The organism is Hymenobacter siberiensis, assembly GCF_018967865.2.
Taxonomy (GTDB): Bacteria; Bacteroidota; Bacteroidia; order Cytophagales; family Hymenobacteraceae; genus Hymenobacter; species Hymenobacter siberiensis.
On sequence record NZ_JAHLZY020000001.1, the window covers coordinates 84727 to 109822 of the forward strand.

Below are 25096 nucleotides of genomic sequence, written 5' to 3' on the forward strand. Positions count from 1 at the left end.
GGTTTGTCGACCGTCATGCTGAGCGCAGCCGAAGCATCTAGCGTGCCACCACTAATCTTTTTTTTAACGATTGGATTACTACCACACGCGAGATGCTTCGGCGGCGCTCAGCATGACGCTCTTCTCTGCTGTTCCGCTACCGCACGCCCACCGTGCCACTGCCGCTCAGGCCCTGGGCCAGGCGCACGAGGCGTACAAACTCGGCGCGATAGCCATCGGTATCCTGGCCCCGAGCTCCGTCGGCCAGCTGCTCGGTGGCGGCCCAGGTGGCGGTGCCGCGCTGCTCGCTCTGGCGCAACAGCATGCCGAACTGGGCCACGGCGGCGGCAAAGCGGAAGTCGGGCGAGGCTTTTTCGATGGCCAGCGCGGTGCCGGCCAGCGGCTGGGCCAGGAGTTTACTGGCGCTGCCCTGCGGCTCTTTGTGGCGCAGCTTCACGGTCAGTACGTCGTTGGTGAGGAACCGCTGCATGGTGGCGGTGGTGGGCTGGGCGGGCTGGTATTTCAGGTCGTCAATCAGCGGCTGAGCACTGCCCGCAGGCACTATTTCGTAGAGGGCCGTGACGGTGTGGCCCGCGCCCAGCTCGCCGGCATCCTTGCGGTCGTTGTTGAAATCCTCGGCGGCCAGCAAGCGGTTTTCGTAGCCCACGAGACGGTAGCTGGCCACGCGGGCGGGGTTGAATTCGATTTGCAGCTTCACATCCTTCGCCACGGTGAAGAGCGTGCCGCCGAACTGCGCCACCAGCACCCGGCCAGCCTCATCGAGGTTATCGAGGTAGGCATAGTTACCGTTGCCTTTGTCGGCCAGGGTTTCCATGCGGCTGTCGCGCAGGTTGCCGCGCCAGCAGCCCAAGCCACCGTCAATTCCACGGCAGAAACCGCCGCGATGCTGACTAAAACGACCTCGGCCGATACGCTGGCCAATGCCAAAGCAGCGCGGGCCAGCCGGACACTCGCTGCCAAATCCAAGACCATTGCCGCCAATCAATTGACGGACAATACCGCTGGCGCAAGCGTGATTAATACGCCCATGCCGGCCACTCCAACCTTCCAGCCCGCGCCGGTGGGCGGCACGCCGGCCCTGCGCAGCTACCTGCACCGCGAGGCCGCCGCGTTTGAACCCGGGGAGGGCGAGCGCCCCCTCAATGGCACGGTGCGCCTCCGGTTCATGGTGAGGGCCGATGGCAAAATCAGCAACCTGAAAGTGGTCGGCGGCCTGCGAACAAACTATGACAACGAGGCCCTGCGCATGGCGCGCGAGGGCCCGACCTGGCAGCCGGGCATTGCCGCCGGCCGCCGCGCCGACCTGCCCATGGAGCTGACAATCACGTTTTAAGGTTGTTGCACAGCATTTGCTCCAGTCCGACCGCCTGGGGCAGTCGGACCGGAGCAAATGGCTACAGGGCGGCACCGGGCTGCACGGTGCCGGCATCCGCCGCTTTCAGGAACTTGATGAGGCCGGTGAAATAGGTTTGCTGGTCGTCGTACATGCTCATGTGGCTGCCTTGGGGGCAGATGAGGGAGTTACCCTTTTGCACCTTGCTGGCAATCATGCGCATGTGTTCGGGGTCCATGGTGTCGTATTTGCCGCCGATGCTGAGGACCGGCACCGTGAGCTTGGGCAGGTCGGGAACACGGTTCCAGTTCAGGAGCTTACCGGACACACCGAACTCGCTGGGCCCCTGCATGGTAACGTAAAGCGACCGGTTCATTTTGCTGAACGAGCGGTTCACCGGCTCGGGCCACTGGTCAAGCGGAATGCGGCAAATGTGCTCAACGTAAAAGTTGGGCAGCAGCAGCTCCATGTAGCGGGGGTTTTCGAAGTCCTTTTTGGCTTCAAGCTTGCGGATTTCGGCCAGCACTTCCGGTTTCATCTGCTTGGCCAGCACGTTATCGGCGTATTTCCCGTAGTCCGGGATGCTCATCATCATATTCGAAATGATGAGGCCTTTCATGTTTTGCTGGTACTTGAAGGCGTATTCGGCGGCCAGAATGCCGCCCCAGGAGTGGCCCAACAGGTAGAAATTGGTCTTGTCGAGCTTCAGGGCCTGGCGCACCTGCTCCACTTCCTCCACGTAGCGCGGCAGGCTCCACATGGACGTATCCTTGGGATTATCGGAATTGCCGCAGCCCAGTTGGTCGTAATAAATGAATTCGATGCCTTCCTTCGGCAGGAAGTTTTCGAAGCACTCGAAATACTCGTGCGTAGCCCCCGGCCCACCGTTCAGCAGCAACACCTTGATTTTGGGGTTGTTGCCATACTGCTTGGTCCAGACGTTGAACTTGCCCTTGGGCGTCGTTATGGGAATCATCCGCACGTTGCCGTCCTGCACGCCGGTTTCGGGGTTGTCGAAGTAGCTGGCCAGGGTGGCCGAGGCGGTAGAAGTACCGGTTTCAGCACTGGCATTAGGCTGGCTGCAGCTCGTAGCAAGAGCGGCGGTGAGCGCCAGAGCGGCCAGACAGGGGAGGGTAAAAAGCTTCATTGGACAGGGAGATTGGGTATTTTGAAAGAACAATCAGGTCAGAACCGTCCTGCTGAGCTTGTCGAAGCAGGACGGCCAAGTAAAGTCTTTGACTACTGGGCCGGGCCAGGGCTGGCCACCGCCGTTGCCCGGCTCACCTGCGTCGAAAACCGCTCTATGGCCGCGGCGGTGCGCTTTATCTGCTCGTCGGCTTCGGCCCATTTGCGCTCCTCCACGGCCTCGCGGATGCCGGGCAGGGTTTTCACGCCGTAGCCCGTGTAAAAGCCTGGGGCGTAAATCTGGTGGCGATACCAGGGGCGGCGGGGGAGGCCCTCGGCGCTCATCAGCTGCTGCTCGGCTTGGTAGAGGAGCTGGTCGAGCTCTTTCTGACGGGCGGCGGGCAGGGCGGGATTGGCTTTGCGGGCCTGGGCGTAGGCCTGGGCGCTTTGCTCCAGCTTCACCAGCGCGTTGTCGAGAGGGGCGAAGTTGAGGTAGGGCACCGCGTCTTTGGCCGTGGGCGGCAGCAGGGTTTTAGTGGGGTCAGCCACGGCTTCGTAGCGTTTTTCGGCCAGCAGCTTGGTTTGCTTGTCGGTTTCGGTGCGCATGGTTTCGGCCAGTTGCTTCACCTCGGTGCCGTATTTGGCCACGGTGTTCGAGAAGTTCTGGAACTCGAAGGGCAGCACGTCGGCATCAGCCAGGCGCAGCACGCAGCGGCCCATGGTTTGGGCCAGGGCCACGCCGTAGGCAAACGTGGGGTCTTTGAAGCGGGTGAAGTCGTCGAACGAATCGAAAATAGTGTGGTATTCGCCGCCCTGGCCTTCGCCGCCAAAGCCCACGTTCATCGACGGAATACCCAGATGCTGGATGTAGGGCGAATAATCGGACCCCGCGCCCAGCGCCCCAATGCGCAGGTCGGGCCGGTCGCGGGCGTCTTTTTGCACGTCGGGGCTGCCTTCCACCAAATCATAGGCCCGGCGGCGCTCGATGATGGACAGACCGGCCTTTTCCGGGTCGGGCACATCGCGGCCCACCTGGTTGAAAAACTTTTCCAGCGTGTGCGAACCCGCCACGCCCAAGAAGCCCCGGTCGCTGTTGTCGGTGTTCAGGTAAGCCACTACGTGCGCCTGAATGGCCTTGGCGTTGGTTTCGGCCCATTCCGTCGAGCCCAGCAGGCCGGGCTCTTCGCCGTCCCAGGCGCAGAACATAATGGTGCGCTTGGGGCGCCAGCCGGTTTTCACCAGCTCGCCCAGGGCACGCGCCTCTTCCAGCTCGGCCACCATGCCGCTGAGCGGGTCGTTGGCTCCGTTCACCCAGGCGTCGTGGTGGTTGCCGCGCATTATCCACTCATCGGGCAAGGTGCTGCCTTTCAGCGTGGCGATGACGTTGTAAACCGGCTCCGTTTTCCAATTGAAAGCCAGCTGCAAATGCACTTTGGCCGGGCCAGGCCCGAGGTGGTACGGAATGGGCAGCGCCCCGCGCCAGTCGGCCGGAGCCATGGGCCCGGCCAGGGCGGCCAGCAAGGGCTGCGCATCGCCGTAGGAAATCGGCAAACACGGAATTTGTGTGATTGTGGGGGCCGTTTTGTAGTCGAGGCGCTTGGCGTTTTTGGTCGAGCCGTAGCCGGGCGTGAGCGGGTCGCCGGGGTAGGTGGGCATGTCGAGCACCGAGCCGCGCTGGGCCCCGGTTTCGGGCTTGAAAGGGCCTTTGGGGTACACGTCGCCCTGCCCGTAGCCGTCATCCTTCGGGTCGGAGTAAATCAGGCAGCCGATGGCACCCTTTTCGGCCGCCACTTTTGGCTTGATGCCGCGCCACGAGCCGCCGTACTTGGCAATCACGATTTTGCCCTTCACGTCGATACCGCGGCGCTCCAGCTCCTCGTAATCCTTCGGCACACCGTAGTTCACGAACACCAGCTCGGCGGTCACGTCGCCGTCTCTCGAGAAGGCATTGTAGGTAGGCAGCTGCTCGGCCGTCTGGCCCGAGGTGGCATCTTCGGCCACGGGTTTTTCTGTCAGGCCAGCCACGTAGCGAGTGGGGGCCACCAGTTCCAGCACCCGCAGCTTGGGCGTGGGAAACAGCACGTACGACACGTCGATGCGGGTTTCGTAGCCCCAGCTGCGGAACAGGCCGGCCATAAAATCGGCGTTGTCCTTGTCGTAGGGCGAACCCACGTGATGGGGGTGGGCAGCCATGCGCTTCATCCATTCGCGCAGATTATCGGCCTTGAGCTGGGCATCAAACTGCTTTTCGAGCTGGTACTCAGTGGCGACGTGGGTGGGCTCGAAACCCAGCAGCGGCTTGGTTTCGAGCGGGGCAGTTTGGGCGTGGGCGGCCGTGGCCAGCAACCCGGCGGCCAGCAGAAGGGTGTAGCGTTGCAGCATATTATCAATCGGGAAGAATGAATTTGGGCGCCGCATCTCGGCGTCTCGTAGGCCGGCACAAGGTAGGGCCCGCCAGCGGTTTGCGCCGCACCCGACCGAACGCAAAAAAGGCCACCCCAGGGCGGCCTTTCTAAACTTGAGCGAAATACCGTCCTAGCCGCTGTAGCCGCCGCCGCTTTCGGGCTCGGTGGCGCTGCCGTTTTCGGGCTCGGTGGGAGTGGGCAGGTCGGGCTGGGTGGGCAGGTCGAGGTGGCTGTAGTCGGGCGCGCCGTTGCCGGCCGGCTGGGGCATTTCATCGAAGGTGCGCTCAATGTCCGTCATGTCGAACTCCTCCACGGGCGTGCCGAAGCTCACTTTGGCCGTGATGCGGTATTCCACAATGCGGTTGTCGCGCACCTTGCAGCTCTGGTCCTTCACGTAAATGGAGGTGATGTTGGGCACCGAGCTGCTCAGGGTTTGTACGGCGCGCTGGAGGGCATCTTCGAAGCTCTTTTCGGACGAGGCCAGGATTTCAATAACTTGTTTGATGGAGGACATTCTTTCTTAATATGAAAATGTGAAGATATGAAAAGGGGAGAATGCTCTGCCGTTTTCCCGGTGAGTGTACGCTGGCAACAGCTTTTCAGCCATTCGGGGCGCAGTAAGCGGTGGGTTTCCAACGTGGTGTACTTTTGCAAACTGTTGACACCGAATTCTGCACTTCTTCACATTCCCCCATTTTCACATTAAGAAAAAATGGCTTTCCGCACCGAAAAGGATACCATGGGCACCGTTCAGGTACCTGCTACCGCCTACTGGGGCGCCCAAACCCAGCGCAGCATCGAAAATTTCCCCATTGCGCAGGACATCAACCGGATGCCCAAGGAAATTATCGCCGCCTTCGCCTACCTCAAGAAAGCTGCCGCCCTCACCAACCGCGACGCCGGCATCCTCTCGGCCGAGAAAGCCGAGCTGATTGGCAAAGTGGCCGACGAAATCCTGGCCGGCCAGCTCGCCGACTCGTTCCCGCTGGTGGTGTGGCAAACCGGTTCGGGCACCCAGAGCAACATGAATGTGAATGAGGTGATTGCCTACCGTGGCCATGTGCTGCAGGGCGGCCAGCTCACCGACGAAAAAAAGGCCCTGGCCCCCAACGACGACGTGAACAAGAGCCAGAGCTCGAACGACACGTTCCCGACGGCCATGCACATCGCGGCCTATAAAATCCTGACCGAGCTCACCATTCCGGGCATCGAGAAGCTGCGCGACGCGCTGAAAGCCAAGTCGAAGGAGTTCATGCACATCGTCAAAATCGGCCGCACCCACTTCATGGATGCCACGCCGCTCACGCTGGGCCAGGAGTTTTCGGGCTACGTTTCGCAGCTCGACCACGGCCTACGGGCCATCAAGAACACGCTGGCTCATTTGAGCGAGCTGGCTCTGGGCGGCACCGCCGTGGGCACGGGCATCAACACGCCCAAGGGCTACTCCGAGAACGTGGCCAGGCACATTGCCGACCTCACGGGCCTGCCTTTCGTCACAGCCGAAAACAAGTTTGAGGCCCTGGCCGCCCACGACGCCATCGTGGAAGCCCACGGCGCCCTCAAAACCGTGGCCGTGAGCCTGATGAAAATCGCCAACGACATTCGCATGCTCAGCTCCGGCCCCCGCGCCGGCATCGGCGAAATCGACATCCCGGACAACGAGCCCGGCTCCAGCATCATGCCCGGCAAGGTGAACCCCACCCAGTGCGAGGCCATGACCATGGTAGCCGCCCAGGTAATGGGCAACGACGTGGCCATCACCGTGGGCGGCTCAATGGGTCATTTCGAGCTGAACGTGTTCAAGCCGATGATGATTTACAACTTCCTGCACTCGGCCCGCCTGATTGGCGACGTGTGCGTGAGCTTCACCGACAAGTGCGCCGTGGGCATCACTGCCATCCTGCCCAACATCAAGAAGCACGTCGATTCGTCGCTGATGCTCGTGACGGCCCTCAACCCACACATCGGCTACTACAAGGCCGCCGAAATTGCCCAAACGGCCCACAAAAACGGCTCGACGCTGAAGGAAACCGCCATCAAGCTCGGCTACGTGACCGGCGCCGAGTTTGATGAGTGGATGAAGCCCGAGGAAATGGTGGGCGAAATCAAGTAGCCCGCCATCTGGCAACCGCCTGTCAGCCGAAGTAAGCTCTGACTGACAGGCGGTTTTGATCGAATAATCAATCCCTTATTCCGCATGGATTTCTCTGCTCAAGTAGTACTCGAAAATAACCGCGTCCGGCTGCGCCCGCTTGAGCTCACCGATTTCGAAGCCCTCAAGGCCGTGGCTTTTGATGCCGACATCTGGAAATACACCCTCACGCGGGGCGACGATGCCGTGAGCCTGGCCGCTTACCTGCGCCAGGCCGTGGAAGCCCGCGAGCAAGGCCTGCGCTACCCCTTCGCCATCATCGACCGCGAAACCGGCGAGCTGGCCGGCAGCACCAGCTACTACAGCGTGGTGGAGGGCGACCAGCGCCTCAGTATCGGCTACACCTGGGTGGGCACCAGGTTCCAGCGCTCGGGCCTGAACCGGGCCTGCAAGCACCTACTGCTCTGCTACGCGTTCGATACGCTGGGCTGCGAGCGGGTGGAGCTGGAAACGGACTCGCGCAATAATAAATCGCGCACGGCCATGGCTCGCATGGGCGCTACGGAGGAGGGCACCTTGCGCAGCCACCGCCTCACGCAGGGCGGCGTGCGGCGCGACACGGTCATTTTCAGCATCATCCGGCCGGAGTGGTCTGGCCTGCGCAAGACTGTTTTCAACGATTTTGACGGCCGTGGCTGAGCTTAACTCACAGGCCCCAGACCGGCTGCGCCCCCCGGAAGGGCTGTGGCGGCGGCGCGTGGCCAGCTTCGGCCACGCTGGGCGCGGCGTATGGACGGCGTTGCGCTCCGAAGTGCATCTGCGCTTTCACGCGCTGGCTACCGTGGTGGTTATCGGGCTGGGGTTTTATTGCCGCATCACCCGCCTGGAATGGGCGCTGGTGGCCATTTCGGTGGCCAGCGTGTGGGCCGCCGAGCTGGTGAACACCGCCATCGAAGCCCTCACCGATTTGGTCTCGCCCGCCTACCACCCGCTGGCTGGCAAGGCCAAGGACGTAGCCGCCGGCGCGGTGCTGCTGGCCGCGCTGGGGGCCCTGGTGGTAGGGGCGCTGGTGTTCGGGCCGCACTTTTTTTAATGCCTGATTACGGGCCTTCGCTCAACTATTGGCCGCGCCGGGCGTACCCATAGCAGCCCCCGCCTGGGGGCCAGCCACGCTTCTTTCTTAAATCCTATGCGCTTGCTCTCTTTTGCTGCCGCTTTGCTTCTCACGTCGGCTTGCGCCCACCAACAGGTGAGCGTGACCACGCCCACCACGCCGCCGGCCAGCGGCAGCGTATCGGGCACCGACACGCCCGCCCCCACCAGTGCCAACACCGTGGACCCCGTGAGCCGCTACGTGCCCGAATCGGACACCACCGCCCGCCCGCAGTGGCTGAAGGCGCGCATTGCCGCCGTACTGGCCGAGCGCAAGCGCAACCCCATCACCCGCATTATGCGCTACCAGTACGAGGGCAAAACCGTGTACTACCAGTCGGCCCCGTGCTGCGACCAGTACTCGCAGGTCTTCGATACGAAAGGCAAGCTCATCTGCCAGCCCGATGGCGGCATCACCGGCAAGGGCGACGGGAAATGCCCCGATTTCGAAAAAAACAAATCCAACGAAAAAGTGGTCTGGCAGGACCCACGGTAGGGTTAGGAGTTAGGAGTTGAGAGTTAAGAGTTGTCGGTTGGACAAGTCGTGACCTCAACTCTTAACTCCTAACTTTTAACTCTTAACTCATTATGATTAACACGATTGCCAAGCTCGGCGCTTTCAACGTCTGGGCCAACGAAACGCTATTGCGCCGCCTCGACTCGTCGGTGGCCGCCGGCCAGCAAGCTCCCCAGCCGGCCCTGCGCATCTTCAGCCACCTTATCAATGCCCAGGCCATCTGGATTGCCCGCCTCTCCGGCACCCCAAGCCCCCTGAAAGTATGGCAGGAGCACGACCTGGCCGGCCTGCACCACTGGCACGAGCAAACGTCGGCCCGCTTCGCGCAGCTGTGCGAAACCACCGACGAGGCCGAGCTGACCCGCCACATTCAGTACACCAACTCGCAGGGCGACGCCTTCGACTCGCAGGTGAGCGACATCCTGACCCACGCCGTGACGCACGCCACCTATCACCGCGGCCAAGTGGCCACCAAAATGCGCGAAGGCGGCCTGGAACCCGTCAATTCCGACTTCATCACCTACTGCCGCGAGATGAGCGGGCAGGTGCAGCCGCAGCTGTAAGCCGCAGGCTTTCCTTTTTTCACCTTAATCTCTGGGTATGGTCTGCATCATCATGGGCGTTTCGGGTTGCGGCAAAACTACGGTGGGCCAGGAGCTGGCCCCGCCGTTCGGGCTGCCATTCTACGATGCCGACGACATCCACCCGGCCGCCAACATCGATAAGATGAGCCACAACATTCCGCTCACTGATGACGACCGGCGCGGCTGGCTGGCCACTCTGGCCACCAACCTGGGCCAGTGGGAAGCCACCGGCGGCGCCATTCTGGCGTGCTCGGCCCTGAAGGAAAGCTACCGCACCACCTTGCAAGGCGGCGTGAGCAGCCCCATCCACTGGGTGTTTCTGGACGGCCCGCGCGAATTGCTACTCGAACGCATGGGCGGCCGCAAAGGCCACTACATGCACCCCGAAATGCTCGACTCGCAGCTGGCCACACTGGAGCGCCCAGCCTACGCCCTAAGACTGTCCATCACGGCCACGCCGGAGGAGTTGGTGCAGGAGATTGTGGCCGCGAAACAGCAGGATGCTGCTTTCGGCACCAAGCCGGCAGCGCAGCCGGCATAGTCTGAACAACGCTATTTCCAGGAACCAAAATAGGCTGCCCCATGGGGCAGCCTATTTTGGTTAAAGCGACTACAAAATCCGTGAAATCAGCTAAAATCCGCGCTAATCCGTGGTCTAGTTAAGGCTGGTAGGGCCCAGCAGCGCTACCTGGTCGTTCACCACCGTTACGCCGGTGCGCACCACGTTGCGGTAGGCCGGCTGGCCCGTGAGGGCCGTGGTGCTGGGGAAATATTCGACGCGGTAGGTACCCGCCGGCAAGCCGCCAATCTGATACGCGCCCGAAATATCGGCCGAAGTGCTCACCGTGTCGGGCCCGAGGATGGTGCTGCGGATGGCCAGAATCTGGGGACGGGCCGCCGCCGGGTTCACCGTGCCGCTGATGCCCCCGCGCAGGTCCTGGGCAATTACCCGAATAACGGGCTTGAGCAGGTACCGCTCTTTTTTGTCGTTGCCGGGCTTCCAGCCACCGCGCTCCACCACGGATTTGGACACGTCGAAATCGAGCAGCAGCTGGAAGGTTTCGCGGGTTTTGAGGGTAGCTTTTTCCAGTTTTAGCTTCACGCCCGAGGTCTGGCCGCTGGGCGTTTTCAGGTCGTATTGCTGGCCGTCGCGGCCCACCACGTAGCTGTTGGGCCCCAGGATGAGCCGAATTTCCTTGAGGTCGCCGGGGGCGAAATCGTCGCTCACCAGCAGGGCCGAGCGGCCGTTCACGTAGTCGAGCACGTTGATGGCCTGCGGGCTGAAGCCGAGGGTTTTCCAGCCGTCCGGGTCGCCCTCATCCTTGAGGTGCACTTCCACCTGGCGCACGTCGAGCACCACGCTCTGGAAGTCGCCCGGAGCATCCGTCAGCCGCACTTCCAGCTTGGCGGTATCAGCATTTTCGGAAGTTTTTGAGCAACCAGCAAGGCCCAGCAGGGCAGCGCAGGCAAACGGCAGGAGACCGCGGTATTTCATACGTTTACAAATTAGTTTATTGTTGAATTAATGCAATTATTAAGCTAACAATCAGGTTAGCGAAGCGTATACTTCAATAATACGACCAAAGTTTCCTCATCCTGCTTATCAGGCTCACTTACCAGCCTTTACTACCTGATGCCCAATGCCTGAAAAGCCTGTCGGTACCCTTCTGGTATCCTGACAGGCTGATTGCCTATTCCCAACAAAAACTGTAAAACCAATAAATTCGATTCTGGATGGCGTGCCCGCCGCCTGCCTACCGTGCCGCCGCCAGCGACTGCATACCGGCGTAGTAGTACAGCTCGGCCCGCGACTTCTCGTAGCTGGCCCGCAGGCTTTCCTGCTTAATGCGCAGGTCGATAAGCTTGGTTTCGCGGGCGTTGATGAGGAAGATGGTGCTTTCGCCCAGCTCAAACTTCTGCAGCTCGGCTTGCAACAAAAGGCGCTGGTTGGCAATGGTTTGGGCTTGCAGGGCCAGCTGGCGCTCGTAGGCCCGTAGGGTATTGAACACAGTGTTGACCTGCGTGACGATGGTGCGCTGGCTCTGCTGGCGCTCCAGGGCGACTTCCTTCAACTGAATACGGGTGTATTGCAGCTTGCCGCGCTCGGCGCGCAGGAACAGCGGAAAGGCAAAATCGACGCCCACCTTATAGTTGTCGCGGCCGAAATTGTAGGCGGCGGGCACTTCCGACTGGTAAAAATTACCCTGGCTCAGCAGCACGCCGCTCACGTTGAGCTTGGGCTTCAGCATTTCGCGGCGGTACCGCTCCTCAATGCCCAGCTGGCTGATTTTGGCTTCGAGCTTGCGCAGCGTGGGGTGCTGGGCGGCGGCAAAATCGGCGAGGCGGGCCAGCTCGGCGCGGCTCACACTGTCGAGCGATGGTACCTGGGGAATAGCGTAGGCGGGCAGCTCGGCGGGCTGGCCGGCGGGCGTCCAGAGGTGGTTGGAGAGGATGAGGCGGGCGTTTTGCAGGTCTACGCGCAGCTGCTCGGCCTGCACCTGGCGGTCCTGCACAGTAATCTGGGCCTCTACCGAGTCGATGGGGGCCTGGTCGCCAATCTGGGCGCGGCGGACGGTACCCTGGAAGCGCCGGTCGGCTAGTGCCACGCCTTCCTCAATAAGGGCGGCCTGCCGGAAGGTGTAGTACCAGTTCCAGTAGTCTTTGGCGGCCTGCAGCCACACTTCGTTTATCTGCTTCACGCGTTCGGCTTCGGCAGCGCCTTGCAGCACGCGGGCCTGGCGCAGGGTGCTGCGGCGGGCGTCAATCAGCAGCCCCGCCCCGATAGGTACCGATAGGCCGATACCAGCCAAGCCTTGGCCGGAAGTGCGGCTTTCGGGATTTACGTAGGTGCCCACGTAACGGTCGTAGCTGGCTTTCAGGTCGATGCCGCCGGGCCAGAGCGGGATTTTCAGCTCGTTGCCCCAGTTGTTGTAGTAGTCGGTGCCGCCAAACTGCTTGCGGTAGAAATCGGCCCCCAGCTTGGGGTCGAAGCCGCCCCGGGCCTGCAGCACCTGACTGCGGGCCTCGTCGCTGAGCAGGGCCGCCTGCTTCACGATGGGATGGTTGGCAAATACCAGGTCGGCCAGGTTTTGCAGCGAGAATACCCGCGCCGTATCGCCGGGCGCAGCAATGCTCAGCTGCGTGGTTTGCAGGGGTGCTTTTTCCAGCCCCGCGCGGCGTTCGGGCAGGGCAGGGGTTTGGGCGAAGGCCGGGGTAGTGCAGGCGGCCAGCAGCAGCCAAAGCAGCCAGCGGCTACTGCGTTGGGGTTGGGAAAGCCTGTTGGATATGAATGATAACATCTTGATTTATAGAATTCGTATTGCGCGACCGGTTCACCTCACCCCTACCGGGCACGGCCCCTAGCCCCCGCTCCCGTGGAGAGGGGGCTAACATGAGAACCTAACGGCTCTGGGGGTAAGGAGTGAGGTTACTTCCCGCCTTTCACCGGCGTCACGTCGGGCTCGGTGTCCAGCGTAGGGGGGAAGCCGTTGAGCTGCCGCCAGATTTCGTACCATACGGGCACCGAATCAAGAATGACCCAGCCCTGCACGCCCGAACCCAGGCGCAGCTGACGCGGCCAACGCTTGTCGCCGGCCTGGGGCTGGGCGGGGCGCACCAGCAGGCGGTACTTGCCGCCGCCGCTGCTCACCACGTCAATCACCGATACGAAGCCGCCGAACGTGCCCACGGCCGCCGAGGGCCAGCCCGAAAACTGAATGGCCGGCCAGCCATCAAATTGCAGCCGCACCTGCCGTCCATGCTGAATGAGCGGCACATCCATGGCCCGCACGTACATCTCGGCCGCCAGCAGCGGCGAGTCGGGCTGCAGCGTGGCAATGGATTCGCCCTCCTTAATAGTCTCGCCGATGCCGGCCTTCAGGGCCCGCACGATGTAGCCCGTCTGGGGCGCCCGCACCACGTATAGGCCGCGCCGGACCATCACGTTGCCGATTTTGTTGCGTAGCGCGGCCACTTCGCCCTCCGAGCTGGCCTGGCTCGACACGGCCGAGCTACGGTCCGACATCGTTTTGGCCAGGTCCTGGCCGTATTTGGCGCGCAGGTTCGATAGTTCGATGCTGGCGTTGGCCAGGCTTTGCTGACTGCTGGCCAGCTTGTTGCGCTGGGCCGTCACCTTGGCTAGGTCTTCCTGCAGCTTCAGGCGGCGGGTTTCAATGTCAGTGAGCGAGAACAGACCGTTTTTGTAGCCGTCCTCGTAGCGAACCAGGCGGGCCTGGCTGGTCTGGTAGAAATTCTGCACGGCCACAAGGTCGGCGCGGTCGCTGGCCAGGGTGTTTTCAGCCTGCTCCACACGGTTGCGAGCCGATGATAGCTGCACTTCCAGGGTGGTGCGCAGCGCGGCCAGCTGCTGGTTGGTGGCATTAATTTTGGCGGTGTTGGCGGCCACGTTGCCGCGCTTGGCGGCCAGCTGCTCGCTCAGGCGCTCGGGCAGGTTGGGGTCGAAGTATTCATCCTTTATTTCGGAGATGGTGAGCAGCGTATCGCCCTTGCGCACCAGCTGGCCCTCGCGCACGTTCCAGTGCTCGATGCGGCCGGCAATCTGGTTCTGCACGTTCTGGGGGCGGTCCTGCGGGGTGAGGGCCGTGAGCGAGCCCGCGCCGTAAATCGTCTGCCGCCAGGGCAGAAACAGCGCAATCAGAAACAGGATGCCTACCACCAGCAGGATGCGGCTCAGCCGGCGGCTGCCATTGGTACGCAGCAGCTCGGGGCGCGACTGCCGAGGCACCTTTTCCCAAACTTCTTCGGGTACGTGCTGGTTTGAAAGATTAAGCATGACCGATAGGAGCGTGTTGAAGGTCGAGGGGCAGGTCGGTGACGGCCGCCATTTTTTCCACCCCCGTCAGAATATCGAAAATGGTGCCCACGCCCGTCATCAGCTTCTCAATCGAGCCGCTGATTTGGACGATGAGGACCTCGGCGGCCACAAACTGGCCCAGCGTCATCTGGCGCGATACCACGAACAGCGTGCCCGCCACCAGCAGCCCCGCCGTGAGTACCGTGCGCAGGGCTGTGGCGTAGCCGTAATACGTCTTCAGCACATGAAAGTGGGCATTGCGGGCGTGCAGGTAGCTGGCGGTCAGCTCGTCGGCCCGGGTCAGGGCCTCGTCTTGCTGGGCGTGGCTGGCGCGCACTTCGGGCAGGCGGCCGGCCACTTGCTCCAGCCAATCCACCAGCTCGTATTTGTAGGCCGATTCGGCAATGCTGGTGCGCAGCGCGCCCCGGTAGTTCAGGGCATAAATGAGGAGGAGGGCAATGATGGTGAACAAACCCAGGGCAATAAAAATGGGATGATAGAATGCCAGCACCAGCACCCCAAACAGGATTTGCATGCCCGCAAACATCAGGTCAATCAGCAGCTTGGTGAGGCCCTTCTGCACCGTGAGCACGTCGAAAAAACGGTTCACCAGCTCCTGCGGGTTCTGGCCTTCCAGGGCTTCGGGCTTGATGCGCGGCAGGCGGTAGGCAAACTCAATGGCCGCCTTGGCAAACAGGCGCTGCTCAATGGCCTCCACCATGGTGAGCTGCCCGATAAGCAGCACGCTGGCCAGCAGCACCCCGCCCACCACCACGGCAATGAGCAGGTAGGTCGAGCCGAACACGGCCCCCGTCGAAACCAGGTTGAAAACGGCCTGCGTGCCCAGCGGCAGCGACAGACTGACGACGCCCGCCACCACGGCGTACCAAATGATGTGGCGAATCGTATTGCGCTCGGTATCGAGCATCCGCATCAGCCGTTGCCACGGCGTGGGCGGCGGAAAAGCACCAGCATGTGAAGCCATTAAGAGGGGTAAAAAAGTGGAAGTACGTGCGCGCAGCCCGGAGACCGGGGCTGCAAAATTCATTCCTTAAATTAGCGTTTCAATATCTTTGTTATGGGTTTTCGCCAAATTAATACCCTTTTAACCAGTCATTAATGCCGCTTTAATTTCGCCTCCCGCCCTTCACCGCGCACCAAAAAGCCGCCTCACAATCATTTCGAGGCGGCTTTTTAGTGCGTATTCCAACCGCTTTATTTTTTGGTAGTATCGGCGGGCTCCACCGGCTTGGGCTTGGGCTTCGGCTTGTTGAACAGGCTGTTGAAGCCCTTCGATAATTGCTCCCGGGCCTTGTTGGCCGCGTCGATGCGCTGCTGCTGCTTGTCTTTGGCGGCTTGGGAGGCGGCCTCCTCGGGCGTCTGGCCGGCGCGGCGCACGCTGTCCTCCTTGCTCACGACGCGGGGCTTGACGCCCAGCAGGTCGAGGGCTTTTTGCTTGGCCACGTTTTGCACCAGGGTTTTGCCCTGGTCCTTCATGCTGCCGCTGGTCAGCTTCACCACCGGGCTGCTCACGGTGCCGCCAATGTTGAGGCCCAGCGTCACGCGGTCGGTGCCCTGAATGTTGCTCACGCCCGTGAGGCGCGTGAGCTGGCTGCTCATGGCCGTGCCCAGCTTGCCGGTGGGCACGTTCAGGGACGTGACGTACGAGAGCACTCCCGCCAGGCTGTTCGAGCCGCCGATGTTCATCTTCACGTCGCCGATGGTCAGGTCGAAGGGTTGCACCACTAGGTTGCCATCCACGATGTTAGCCTGGATTTTCTTGTCCACCACCAGCAGGGTTTTCAGCTCGGGCAGGGTGGTCAGACTGGCAATTTTGGTCATCACCTCCGATTGGTTGATGGCGGCCCGCACCACGTCGAACACGCCCTTGCCCGTGAGCGTGGCCAGGTTCGGGAACATATCCGGTCCCATCTCGCCGCTCACGTTGAACGTGGTGCCGAAGATGCCCTCCACCTGGCTGGCCAGCGGCACCAGCGTCTTAATGGTGTTGAAGGCCGAAAAGGCTTTCTGAAAGCTCAGGTTATTGATTTTCAGGCCGAAGTCAAATTTCGGGTGCGCCAAATCCTTGCTACTGTAGCTGCCCGTGGTGCCAAAGCTGCCCCCCAACGTATTAAACGTGAGGTTTTTGAGCGTCGCCGTCTGGTCTTTCACCGTCACAATACCCTTGGCGTCGGTCAGCTTCAGGTTGTCGTAGGTCACGTTGTCGACGTGGCTGTTCAGCACCAAATCGAAGAATTTCGGAATCTGCAGCACGCCGTTGGCCTTGGCCGGGGCCGCGCCGCCGGTGGCCGTGGGCTTGGCCGATACCTCATCCACCATCCACTCGTTCACGTTGAAATTGCGCGAGTTCACCGTCAGGTTGCCTTTCAGCGACTGCCCCGGCGTGAAGAGGTAGCCCAGGTAGTTGCTGATGGTGCCCGACGCCGCAAAGTCGGAGCTACCGGCCACGCCGTTCACGCCTTGCAGCGCAATCTGGTTGTTGTTGAAGATAGCCGTGCCGCTGCTGATTTTCACACCCTGCGGTAGGTCCTTGCTCTTGTAGGTCACGTTGCTGGCCCGCACCGTGCCGCTGGCCACCACGTTCTGGTAGCGGCCGGCATCCACGTCGGCCATGTTGCCCTTGGCGGCAATGTCGCCGGCCACGCGGCCCGTCACGGTCATGCCTTTCAAGGGGAAAATCTTCGTGATTTTGGTCAAATCCACCGTGCCGCGCACGTTGGCGTCAAATACCGGCTTGTCGATATTGTGCGCGCTCAGGCGGCCTTCCAGCGGCTCGCCTTCCAGCACCATCTTAAACTGCGGCAGGTTTATCTGGGTATCGTTCACCTGGCCCGTGGTGTTCACCACCGTACCGCTCAGGTTAATGTTCTCAATCGGGGCCGGAAACCGGGCCGATTTCACGTAGCCGTTGGCCAGTCGAATGGCCGCGTTCACCACCGGCATCTGCGTTTTCGAGTAGATGCCCTTGGCCGTGCCGTCCACAAAAAACTGCCCGCGCATGGCCAAATCCTTCACCGGGTACACTTTCAGGGCCTCCTGAAGGTTCACGTTGGCCTTCACGCGGCCGTCCACCTTCATCGGGTTCAGCCCATCAATGGCCATATTGCCATCAATCGGGTCGGGGCCGAGGTCGAGGTGGAACTTCGGGATGTTGATTTTCACGTCATTGGTCACGCCCGTGGGGTTGTCCACCTTCATGGTCAGGTTGATGTTTTTGGCCGCCTGGGGCAGCTCGGGGTACTTGAACTGGCCGTTGGTCACGGTCAGGTTCACGCCGTAGCCGGGCAGGTGGTCGGCATTCTGCACGCCCTTGGCAAAGCCGTCAAACGCCACTTTGCCGCTGGTTTCAATGTTCTTAAACTTGTCGGTATAAGCGCCCGGCACCAGGCTGAGCAGGGTTTTGAAATCCGTTTCCAGCGCCTTGAAGGTAATGTCGTAGGTAATGTCCGTGGCATTGGGCAACCCAATGGCACCCGCGAAGCTGAACGGGAAGTCGTTGAGCTTAAATTTATTATCCTTGAACGTATACAGGCTCTTGTTCAGGTCCATGTTCAGGGTCACATCGGCGTCTAGCTTCTTATCCGTCACGTACGCCACGTTGTTGTAACTCATGTCGAGGTCGGTGGCGGTGGTCTGCGAAGTCATGTCGAACACGTTGCTAGCGAAGTCGCCGCTGCCGGTGTGGTTCACGCCCCGGGCCTCCATGCGGAAGGGCAGGGTCAGGTCCTCGTAACGCAGGTGGCCATCGGTCAGCTTCCACTTCTTAATGGCCAAGCTCACCTGGCTGGTATCCTGGCCCTTGGCCGCGGCGGCCGAGTCCGAAATTATCATATCCCAGTTGGCCAGGCCGCTTTTCAGGCGGCGCAGGCTCAGGTCGGGCTGCTCCAGCTCCACGTTATTAATCTTGATTTCCTGGCCCCTTATTACCGTCATCACGTCCAGGCCCACGCGCAGGCTGGGCAGGTAGGCCAGCGTATCGCGGCTGAACGAGTCAAGCCCAATTATGCGCAGGTTCTTGATATCCAGCGTCAAATCCGGAAAGGAATGAAACACGCTCACGTCAATATCGGCCGGATTGTAGAGCACCTTGGCCCGCACGCGCTGCGCAATCTGCTTATCGGCCACGGCCCGCAGCTTGTCTTTAAACAGAAACGGAGCAGCAATGGCCGCCACCACCAGCACGACAACCAAGGCCAGCAACCCCAACAAAATCTTTCGCATAGCAAGTGCTTTTAGATGAATGAATTCCAACAAAGGTAAAACGCTGGATGTGCCACAATTTGAGGCAAAATCGACGAGCGGCCCGTTTTAATCGAGCGGTAATAACGGCGATAGGCTCAACATTTGGCGGCGATGCCACTCGGTTCGTCCTTCACCAAGACCAACTATTTAGGCTCTCCTATCAAAAAAGTGAAATTATTAGATTAGATTATTCATAAATAATTATCTAATTATTCTACAGCAATTTCTGCACTATCTTTGGCCTAGGGTGAATAATTTGGGCATCTATTTGGTGTCAGGCACCTATTCAAACTGCTCGAATAAAGCCAGCAGCCGGCCATTGCCCATCTATCTACTTATATACCAAAACCTTGCTTTTTCTGACCATGGTTTTACGCCCCTATTTCTGCATTCATATAAAGCGTTTTTTACCAGCTATTCCTTTGGTCGTGCTGGGGTGGCTACTGGGAGCGGCCCAGCCCGCCCAAGCCCAAAATCCGGCCATGAGCCTGATGGGCAGCGTGCAATCCGATTCGCAGGCCCCCCTGCCGGGCGCGGCCATCACCGTCATCCACCTGCCGTCCGGCGTGCGCCACGCCGCCGCTACCGATGCGGCCGGCCGCTTCATGGTCGCCAATCTCATGGTGGGCGGCCCGTACCTGATACGGGTGGGCGAGGGCGGCTACCGCCCGCAGACGGTCGAGAATATTTTCCTCGAAACCGGCAAAACCACCAACTTCACCGTCACGCTGAACAAGCTCAGCGATGCACCCGGCAAAGCCAGCAGCCGCAACAACGCCCCCAGCGCCCCCACGCTGGCCCTAGCCGATGAAGCCGTAATAGGCGGCCCCGTACTGGTATCCACCCTCAGCGGTGCCCCGCGCCCTGCACCCGCTGCGGCCAGCACCAAGCCCACCGCCAGCCACGCCACGAGCAAGGCCGCCCCAGTGCCCGCGCCAGCTGCAGCCCCGCCCATGCCGGCCGCTTTGGCGCCAGCTCCCGCTCCCACTACCCCGGCAGCAGCTGCAGCCCCCGCCACGGAACGGTACCCGCGCTACAGCCGCTACCCTGCCCGCCGCCCAGCTACCCGCGTGGCTGACCCCATCGTGCCGGGTCATTTTGATGCCAAAACCGGCAACTACTTATACGAAACCGGCCAGCCTACCACCCTAAAGCTGCCCGGCAGCGGAGCCATCTCGAACGTGGGAGCCAATTCCACCGAAAGCTACCTGTTCCGCTTCCTGAGCAACCCGCAGGTGCAGGTCGACTCCGTGGACCTGACCCGGGGCTGGTACAATTTTGACCGGGTATATTTTGAAGCCGGCAAGGCCACGCTCACGCCCGAGTCTATCAGCCAGTTGCGCAACATCGCCAAGCTGCTGCGCGCCTACCCCAAAGCCCGCATCAAACTCGGTGGCTACACCGACGATACGGGCAACGACAAGGTAAACAAAGAATTGAGTGAAGCCCGTGCCCGCACGGCCTGGGCCAGCCTGGTCGAGATGGGCATCAGCGCCACCCGCCTCGACGCCCGCGGCTACGGCCCCAACTACTCCATCTCCTCCAATGCCACTGAGGAAGGCCGCGCCATGAACCGCCGCCTGAGCGTGAAAGTGCTGCAGAAATGAGCTCCTGCCATTCCGGCCTTCGCGGGGCCGGGACGTATCTTCGCCAGGTCGGTGCACTAATTCGCGCCAGCCTGGCGTTATGCCGTTTCGTATGCCAGAGCCTCCTTACCTGTTGTTTAGCAAGCTGATACGCCCCGCATTGCTGGCCGGGCTGCTGGCTGCGGGTGCCACCAGTGGCGCCCACGCGCAGGATGTCTTTTTTTCACAGCCCTTTGCCACCCGGCTGCACACCAACCCGGCTTTCACAGGCCTGGTCGATGATTACAGCGTCACGCTGAGCTACCGTAACCAGTTTCCCAGCCTGGCGGGCTCCTTCGTGAGCACCCAGCTCGCGGCCGACCTGCGCACCAACTCGCCCGGGCAGCACCACGCCCTCGGCCTGCTCCTCAACCAGGACCGCACCGGCGCGGTGGGCTACACCCGCCTCGAAATCGGCGGCCTCTACGCCTACCACACCCGCCTCACCAAAACCATTGCCCTGAGCGGCGGCCTGCGCGCCAGCTACGGCCGGCAGCGCGTGGGATATGACAATTTCGTGTTCGGCGACCAGATTCGGGAAGACGGCAGCGTGGGCGGCCCCTCGGCCGAAGCCCTGGACTTTGCGCCCGTCAACTATTTCAGCGTGGGCACCGGCGTGGTGGTTTATTCCGAGCAGGGCTGGCTCAGCCTGGCCGGGCAGCACCTCAACCAGCCCAGCCTGGGCTTTCGCCAGCAAAGCCAGCTACCGCTCTCGCTGAGCATCTCCGGCGGCTATAAGTTATTCGTTATCAAGCCCGGGGCGGGAGTGGCCACCCGCGAGGTCAGCTACACGCCGGTGGCGGCCTACACGCGCCAGGGCGGCTCGCAGCGCATCGAGACCGGCGTGTACCTCACGGCCTCACCCGTGACACTCGGCGCGGTGTATCGCAATATTTCGCTACCCGGTAGCGTTAGCCCCCAACACGTACTGGCCGTAGTGGCGGGCATTCAGGCCGGTGGCCTGCGCCTGGGCTACAGCTACGACGTGGGCCTGAGCCGCCTAAGTGCCGATTTGGGCGGTGCCCATGAGGTGACGCTGGCGCTGCGGGCGTTTGACCGATTGGAAAATGCCCATCGTCGCCTAAAAAGGAGTGTTTACCCGGCGGCCCCTTGCCCGGTATTTTAATATTTTGTATTATTGCGTCCTAATTGCGCTTGCTAACCCCTCCTCACCCATACGGATTTTAACTTTGTTATGAAATTAAATAATTATCTACGCTTAGTCTTGGTGGGCGCAGTAGCCCTCGCCGGCTGTAGCAAGAAGGGTCCGGCCTCAGCCACAAACCCCGGTAAATATTCCTCTACGACGGGTATCGAATACAATACGGAGAAGGGCATGGCAGTTGCCAATTTCAAGAAAATTCCCGAAGGCCCCGGCCTCGTGTTTATCGAAGGCGGCCGCACGGTACTGGGTTCGGGGGAGGAAGACGTAACCATGTCGCACGACAACATCGAGCGCACGGTGACCATCGCCTCATTCTACATGGACGAAGCCGAAGTAGCCAACATTCACTGGCTCGAATACCTGCACTTCATCCGCACCGACTCAGCGGAAGAGTTCTATAAGTCGGCCCTGCCCGATACCACCGTTTGGGCGCGCGACCTGTCGTTCAACGACCCCTACGTGACCTACTACCTGCGTTACCCCGGCTTCCGCTTCTTCCCCGTGGTGGGCGTGAGCTGGCTACAGGCCGATGACTACTGCACCTGGCGTACCGCCAAGGTGAACGAGCGTCTGGCCTCCGGTGGCGACAGCAAATCGGGCAAAGGCGGTCTGTTTGGAAAGAAAAAAGACAAAGGTGCTGCTGCCGGTGCCGAAGGCACTGCCAGTGCCGCTGGTGCGCTGAGCGACGGCAAAGGTGGAGCTTCCATCGAAAAAGGCAACACGCTGCCCAACTACCGCCTCCCCACCGAGGCCGAGTGGGAGTACGCCGCTCAGGCCCTCATCGGCACCCAGGAAGTGGGCAACGAGAACCAGGAGGAGAAGCGCATTTACCCCTGGGATGGCAAATCGACCCGCAATGCCTACGGCCGCAAGCAGGGCCAGTTTCTGGCTAACTTCAAGCGGGGCCGGGGTGACTACGCCGGCATCGCCGGTAGCCTGAACGACGGCGCCATGATTACCGAGCAGGTGTACGCCTACCCGCCCAACGACTACGGCCTCTACAACATGGCCGGCAACGTGAACGAGTGGGTGCAGGACGTGTACCGCCCCCTCTCGTTCCAGGACGTGGAAGACCTGAACCCCTTCCGCCGCAACGGCGTGGGTGACCCGGCCGACAAGTACGACAAGAAAGGCTATCAGTCGCTGATTGACGACCATGTGCGCGTGTACAAAGGCGGTTCGTGGCGCGATGTGGCCTACTGGCTCTCGCCCGGTACGCGCCGCTTCATGGCCGAGGATTCGGCCACGGCTACCATCGGTTTCCGTTGCGCGATGATTAACGCCGGCAGCAACAAGTAAGACCACGGATTTTAGCGGATTTCACGGATTTTGTGAACGTCGCCCGAACAAAAAAGGCTTGCCATCTGGCAAGCCTTTTTTGTTGCCTAAATATCAGTAAAACAGCCTACTACCGCCGTCCACAAAATCCGTGAAATCCGCTAAAATCTGTACTAATCCGTGGTCTTAGCGGTCCGCACAGGCAATGGCCGCGATGCTGACTTCGGCCGCGCCGGCAGCCAGCAGCACCGCGCCGCAGGCTTCGAGGGTAGCGCCCGTGGTAAGCACATCATCAACGATGAGGATGCGGCGGCCGATAATCGACGCTGGATTCTCGACTTCAAACACCGTGGCCACGTTTGCCCAGCGTTGGGCGCGGTTCTTTTTGGTTTGCGTTTTGGTGTTGGTATTGCGGCGCAGGGCGGTGTTGGCAGCCGGCACTTTCAGGCCCTCGGCCAGGCCGGTGGCGAAGGCAGCAGCCTGATTGTAGCCGCGCTTGGCCAGCTTGCGCGGATGCAGCGGCACGGGAATAATAAGGTCGAAATCGGTGGCCAGGCCCGCCGCGAGCAGCTCGGCCCCGTAGAGTTGGCCCAGAGCGGTGCCCACGTCGCGCTGGCCCTGGTACTTAAGCTCGTGCAACAGGTGCTGCACCCGGCCGTGGCGCACAAAGCGCAGGTAGCTCAGAGCGTGGCGGATGGGCAGCTTGCCCCAGAAGCGGCGGCCCAATGGGTTCTGGTCGGGCGGCAGCAGGTGGTAGTCGGTATAGGGCAGCTCGGCCCGGCAGCCGGTGCAGAGATGGTTTTCGCCGGTCACGAGGGGCTCGCGGCAGGCCAGGCACAGGCGCGGGTAGATGAGGCCGACGAAGTCCTGCCACAGGGTGCGGAGCATGGTGGTAGAGTGGGGGAAGGGTTTGGAAGTAATTTTGGAGAAGCAATGTAGCCGATAGTACGACGTCATTCACTGTAAGCCCGTCATGCAGAGCGTAGCGAAGCATCTTGCCCGCAGGCAGTAATCCAATCGACAGGAATTAGTGGTGGCGGGCAAGATGCTTCACTCCGCTGCGCTACGTTCTGCATGACCGTTCTTTTTTCTCAGAATATCCAACTAAAATGTCCCAAGTAACCGAATTCAACGAGTACCGCCAGCGGATGAATGCCACCATCCTGGCGGCCGATAACAAGGTCATCAAGCGGTTTTTCAACCTCGACACCAACACTTACGCGGCTGGCGCGCTCGACGTGAAAACCAAGGAAATGCTGGGCCTGGCCTGCTCCATGGTGCTGCGCTGCGATGATTGCATCAAGTACCACGTGGGCAAATGCTTCGAGGAGAAGCTCACCGACGAAGAGATTTACGAGATATTCGCCATCGCCAACATCATCGGCGGCAGCATCGTGATTCCGCACTTCCGCCGCGCGGTGGAGTACTGGGAAATTCTGAAATCGGAAGCGGGTGTCGGTGCGCACGATGGCGAAGCCCTCGCCGCCCACAAAGCCGCCCACGACGGCCAGCCTACCGTATGAGCGACGACCTGAACCACGCCGCTCCCGCCGAGCACCCCGAGGCCGAAGCCGATTTTGAGGCCCGCTGGGAAACACTGATGGTGGAAATGGAAGCTCGCTTCGACAAGCGCCCCGACCTCAATGCCCTGCTGCTGCTCATCGGCATTCAGGAGCTGAACCAGGGCATCGCCACCTTCACCAAGGAGGAAAAGCAGGACCTGATGCACATCGCTACATGCCGCCTCTTCAGCCTCAGCGGCCACTACGAGCAAACGCACGTAGACGCCGACGGCTGGCCCCACTACAAGCTGCTACGCCCCGTGCCCTTCGCCAACCTGAAGGAGCAGGAGCGCATGCTGAAGTGGCACGCACTGGAGTATTTCGCACTGGACCCGGGCGATGACTTGTAATTAGTTCTTGAGCCAGTTGAACGTCGTGCTGTGTTAATCCCATACAATTGAATGAAAATCGTTTCCTACAACGTCAATGGCCTGCGCTCAGCCCTCAGCAAAGGCCTGCTGGACTGGGTGGCCGAAGCTGCGCCCGACGTACTGTGCCTCCAGGAAATAAAGGCCAGCCGCGAGGCTATGGATGTTTCCGGCTTTGAAAAGCTGGGCTACCACGCCTACCTGCACCCGGCCCAGAAGCCGGGCTACAGCGGCGTAGCCACGTTCTCGAAAATGGAGCCTAAGGCCGTCATTCATGGCTGCGGGCAGAGCTGTTATGACGATGAGGGCCGCGTATTGCGGCTCGATTTCGAGCAGGTATCGGTGCTGAACACCTACATGCCCTCGGGTACCAGCGGACCGGAGCGGCAGGCCTTCAAGGTGGAATGGCTGCACTTTTTTCGCAATTATGTGGCCAAGCTACGAGCCGATGGCAGCACGCCACCATTGCTCATCGGCGGCGATTTCAACTGCTGCCAGACGGCCATCGACCTGCACAATCCCAAGGCCAACCAGAACAGCCCCGGCTACACGCCCGAGGAGCGGCAGTGGTTTAAGGATTTTCTGGCCGATGGGCTGGTCGATACCTTCCGCCACCACCACGGCGAGGCCGTGGGGCACTACTCCTGGTGGAGCTACCGGGCCGGCTCGCGCGGCCGCAACGTAGGCTGGCGCCTCGACCATTGGCTGGCCGACGCAGCTTTGCAACCCCGCCTGACCGGCGCGGGTCTGTTGCCCGACGTGGTGCATTCGGACCACTGCCCGGTGTGGGTGGAAGTACAGTGAGGTGTGAAAT

23 protein-coding genes are annotated in these 25096 nt (G+C 61.1%); 13 read left to right on the forward strand and 10 right to left on the reverse strand.

The features are described from left to right. Positions 1-136: 136 nt before the first annotated feature. Positions 137-814 carry a YfbK domain-containing protein gene (locus KQ659_RS00390; RefSeq protein WP_216690800.1) on the reverse strand — a complete coding sequence of 226 codons (678 nt, stop codon included), beginning with the start codon at positions 812-814 and terminating at the stop codon, positions 137-139. A gap of 69 nt (positions 815-883) precedes the next feature. On the opposite strand from KQ659_RS00390, the gene KQ659_RS00395 reads away from it, so the two are divergent. Beyond that, positions 884-1333 (forward strand): TonB family protein, encoded by a 450-nt coding sequence (locus KQ659_RS00395; RefSeq protein WP_216690463.1) that lies wholly within the window; start codon positions 884-886, stop codon positions 1331-1333. 61 nt (positions 1334-1394) lie between these two features. Here the strand turns inward: KQ659_RS00395 and KQ659_RS00400 are convergent, their stop codons facing one another. The 3 genes from KQ659_RS00400 to KQ659_RS00410 form a co-directional block, all read right to left on the reverse strand. Next, positions 1395-2480 carry a proline iminopeptidase-family hydrolase gene (locus tag KQ659_RS00400; protein ID WP_216690462.1) on the reverse strand — a complete coding sequence of 362 codons (1086 nt, stop codon included), beginning with the start codon at positions 2478-2480 and terminating at the stop codon, positions 1395-1397. A 92-nt stretch (positions 2481-2572) separates the two neighbouring features. After that, the gene (locus KQ659_RS00405; RefSeq protein WP_216679311.1) at positions 2573-4840 is read right to left on the reverse strand and encodes a transferrin receptor-like dimerization domain-containing protein; all 2268 of its coding nucleotides are present in this window, start codon (positions 4838-4840) and stop codon (positions 2573-2575) included. Between the two features lie 153 nt (positions 4841-4993). Next, entirely contained in the window at positions 4994-5377 is a 384-nt protein-coding gene (locus KQ659_RS00410; RefSeq protein WP_216679310.1) for a dodecin family protein, read from the reverse strand. 198 nt (positions 5378-5575) lie between these two features. Here KQ659_RS00410 and fumC point away from each other — a divergent pair, with 198 nt between their 5' ends. From fumC to KQ659_RS00440, 6 genes are all read left to right on the forward strand, one after another. Next, positions 5576-6976: a class II fumarate hydratase gene (fumC, locus tag KQ659_RS00415; protein ID WP_216679309.1), complete on the forward strand. Its 1401-nt coding sequence runs from the start codon at positions 5576-5578 to the stop codon at positions 6974-6976. Between the two features lie 84 nt (positions 6977-7060). After that, positions 7061-7654 (forward strand): GNAT family N-acetyltransferase, encoded by a 594-nt coding sequence (locus KQ659_RS00420; protein WP_216679308.1) that lies wholly within the window; start codon positions 7061-7063, stop codon positions 7652-7654. Next, positions 7647-8048 (forward strand): diacylglycerol kinase family protein, encoded by a 402-nt coding sequence (locus KQ659_RS00425; RefSeq protein ID WP_226915701.1) that lies wholly within the window; start codon positions 7647-7649, stop codon positions 8046-8048. The genes KQ659_RS00420 and KQ659_RS00425 overlap by 8 nt, the downstream gene beginning before the upstream one ends. Before the next feature lie 96 nt (positions 8049-8144). Beyond that, entirely contained in the window at positions 8145-8603 is a 459-nt protein-coding gene (locus KQ659_RS00430) for a DUF6970 domain-containing protein (RefSeq protein WP_216679307.1), read from the forward strand. 92 nt (positions 8604-8695) lie between these two features. Then, positions 8696-9187, forward strand: coding sequence for a DinB family protein (locus tag KQ659_RS00435; RefSeq protein WP_216679306.1), 492 nt, complete (start codon positions 8696-8698; stop codon positions 9185-9187). A 37-nt stretch (positions 9188-9224) separates the two neighbouring features. After that, entirely contained in the window at positions 9225-9749 is a 525-nt protein-coding gene (locus KQ659_RS00440) for a gluconokinase (protein ID WP_216679305.1), read from the forward strand. 114 nt (positions 9750-9863) lie between these two features. Here the strand turns inward: KQ659_RS00440 and KQ659_RS00445 are convergent, their stop codons facing one another. The 5 genes from KQ659_RS00445 to KQ659_RS00465 form a co-directional block, all read right to left on the reverse strand. Beyond that, positions 9864-10703, reverse strand: coding sequence for a DUF4382 domain-containing protein (locus tag KQ659_RS00445; protein WP_216679304.1), 840 nt, complete (start codon positions 10701-10703; stop codon positions 9864-9866). A gap of 259 nt (positions 10704-10962) precedes the next feature. Then, positions 10963-12507, reverse strand: a complete 1545-nt coding sequence (locus tag KQ659_RS00450) for a TolC family protein (RefSeq protein ID WP_216679303.1) — start codon at positions 12505-12507, stop codon at positions 10963-10965. Between the two features lie 128 nt (positions 12508-12635). Beyond that, on the reverse strand, positions 12636-14000 hold the full coding sequence (locus tag KQ659_RS00455) for an HlyD family secretion protein (protein ID WP_216679302.1): 1365 nt from the start codon (positions 13998-14000) through the stop codon (positions 12636-12638). Further along, positions 13993-15006, reverse strand: a complete 1014-nt coding sequence (locus KQ659_RS00460) for an ABC transporter transmembrane domain-containing protein (protein ID WP_226915700.1) — start codon at positions 15004-15006, stop codon at positions 13993-13995. Before KQ659_RS00460 ends, KQ659_RS00455 begins: the two co-directional genes overlap by 8 nt. Positions 15007-15236: 230 nt before the next feature. Beyond that, the gene (locus tag KQ659_RS00465) at positions 15237-18263 is read right to left on the reverse strand and encodes an AsmA family protein (RefSeq protein ID WP_216690461.1); all 3027 of its coding nucleotides are present in this window, start codon (positions 18261-18263) and stop codon (positions 15237-15239) included. A 449-nt stretch (positions 18264-18712) separates the two neighbouring features. Between KQ659_RS00465 and KQ659_RS00470 the strand changes: the two genes are divergently transcribed. From KQ659_RS00470 to KQ659_RS00480, 3 genes are all read left to right on the forward strand, one after another. Next, positions 18713-19891, forward strand: coding sequence for an OmpA family protein (locus KQ659_RS00470; protein ID WP_226930073.1), 1179 nt, complete (start codon positions 18713-18715; stop codon positions 19889-19891). Between the two features lie 91 nt (positions 19892-19982). Next, a complete protein-coding gene (locus KQ659_RS00475) occupies positions 19983-21035 on the forward strand; it encodes a PorP/SprF family type IX secretion system membrane protein (protein ID WP_216679299.1) in 1053 nt (350 codons plus the stop codon). Positions 21036-21104: 69 nt separating this feature from the next. Beyond that, complete coding sequence (locus KQ659_RS00480) at positions 21105-22373, forward strand: SUMF1/EgtB/PvdO family nonheme iron enzyme (RefSeq protein WP_216679298.1); 1269 nt, start codon at positions 21105-21107, stop codon at positions 22371-22373. Positions 22374-22538: 165 nt separating this feature from the next. On the opposite strand, the gene KQ659_RS00485 is transcribed toward KQ659_RS00480, so the two are convergent. Further along, the gene (locus KQ659_RS00485) at positions 22539-23240 is read right to left on the reverse strand and encodes a ComF family protein (protein ID WP_216685622.1); all 702 of its coding nucleotides are present in this window, start codon (positions 23238-23240) and stop codon (positions 22539-22541) included. Positions 23241-23461: 221 nt separating this feature from the next. Here KQ659_RS00485 and KQ659_RS00490 point away from each other — a divergent pair, with 221 nt between their 5' ends. Genes KQ659_RS00490 through KQ659_RS00500 form a run of 3 tightly spaced genes read left to right on the forward strand, consistent with a single transcriptional unit; the run spans position 23462 to position 25086 of the window. Further along, positions 23462-23875, forward strand: coding sequence for a carboxymuconolactone decarboxylase family protein (locus tag KQ659_RS00490; protein ID WP_216679296.1), 414 nt, complete (start codon positions 23462-23464; stop codon positions 23873-23875). After that, a complete protein-coding gene (locus tag KQ659_RS00495) occupies positions 23872-24264 on the forward strand; it encodes a hypothetical protein (RefSeq protein ID WP_216679295.1) in 393 nt (130 codons plus the stop codon). Before KQ659_RS00490 ends, KQ659_RS00495 begins: the two co-directional genes overlap by 4 nt. A gap of 51 nt (positions 24265-24315) precedes the next feature. After that, positions 24316-25086 carry an exodeoxyribonuclease III gene (locus KQ659_RS00500; RefSeq protein WP_216685621.1) on the forward strand — a complete coding sequence of 257 codons (771 nt, stop codon included), beginning with the start codon at positions 24316-24318 and terminating at the stop codon, positions 25084-25086. Positions 25087-25096 lie beyond the last annotated feature (10 nt).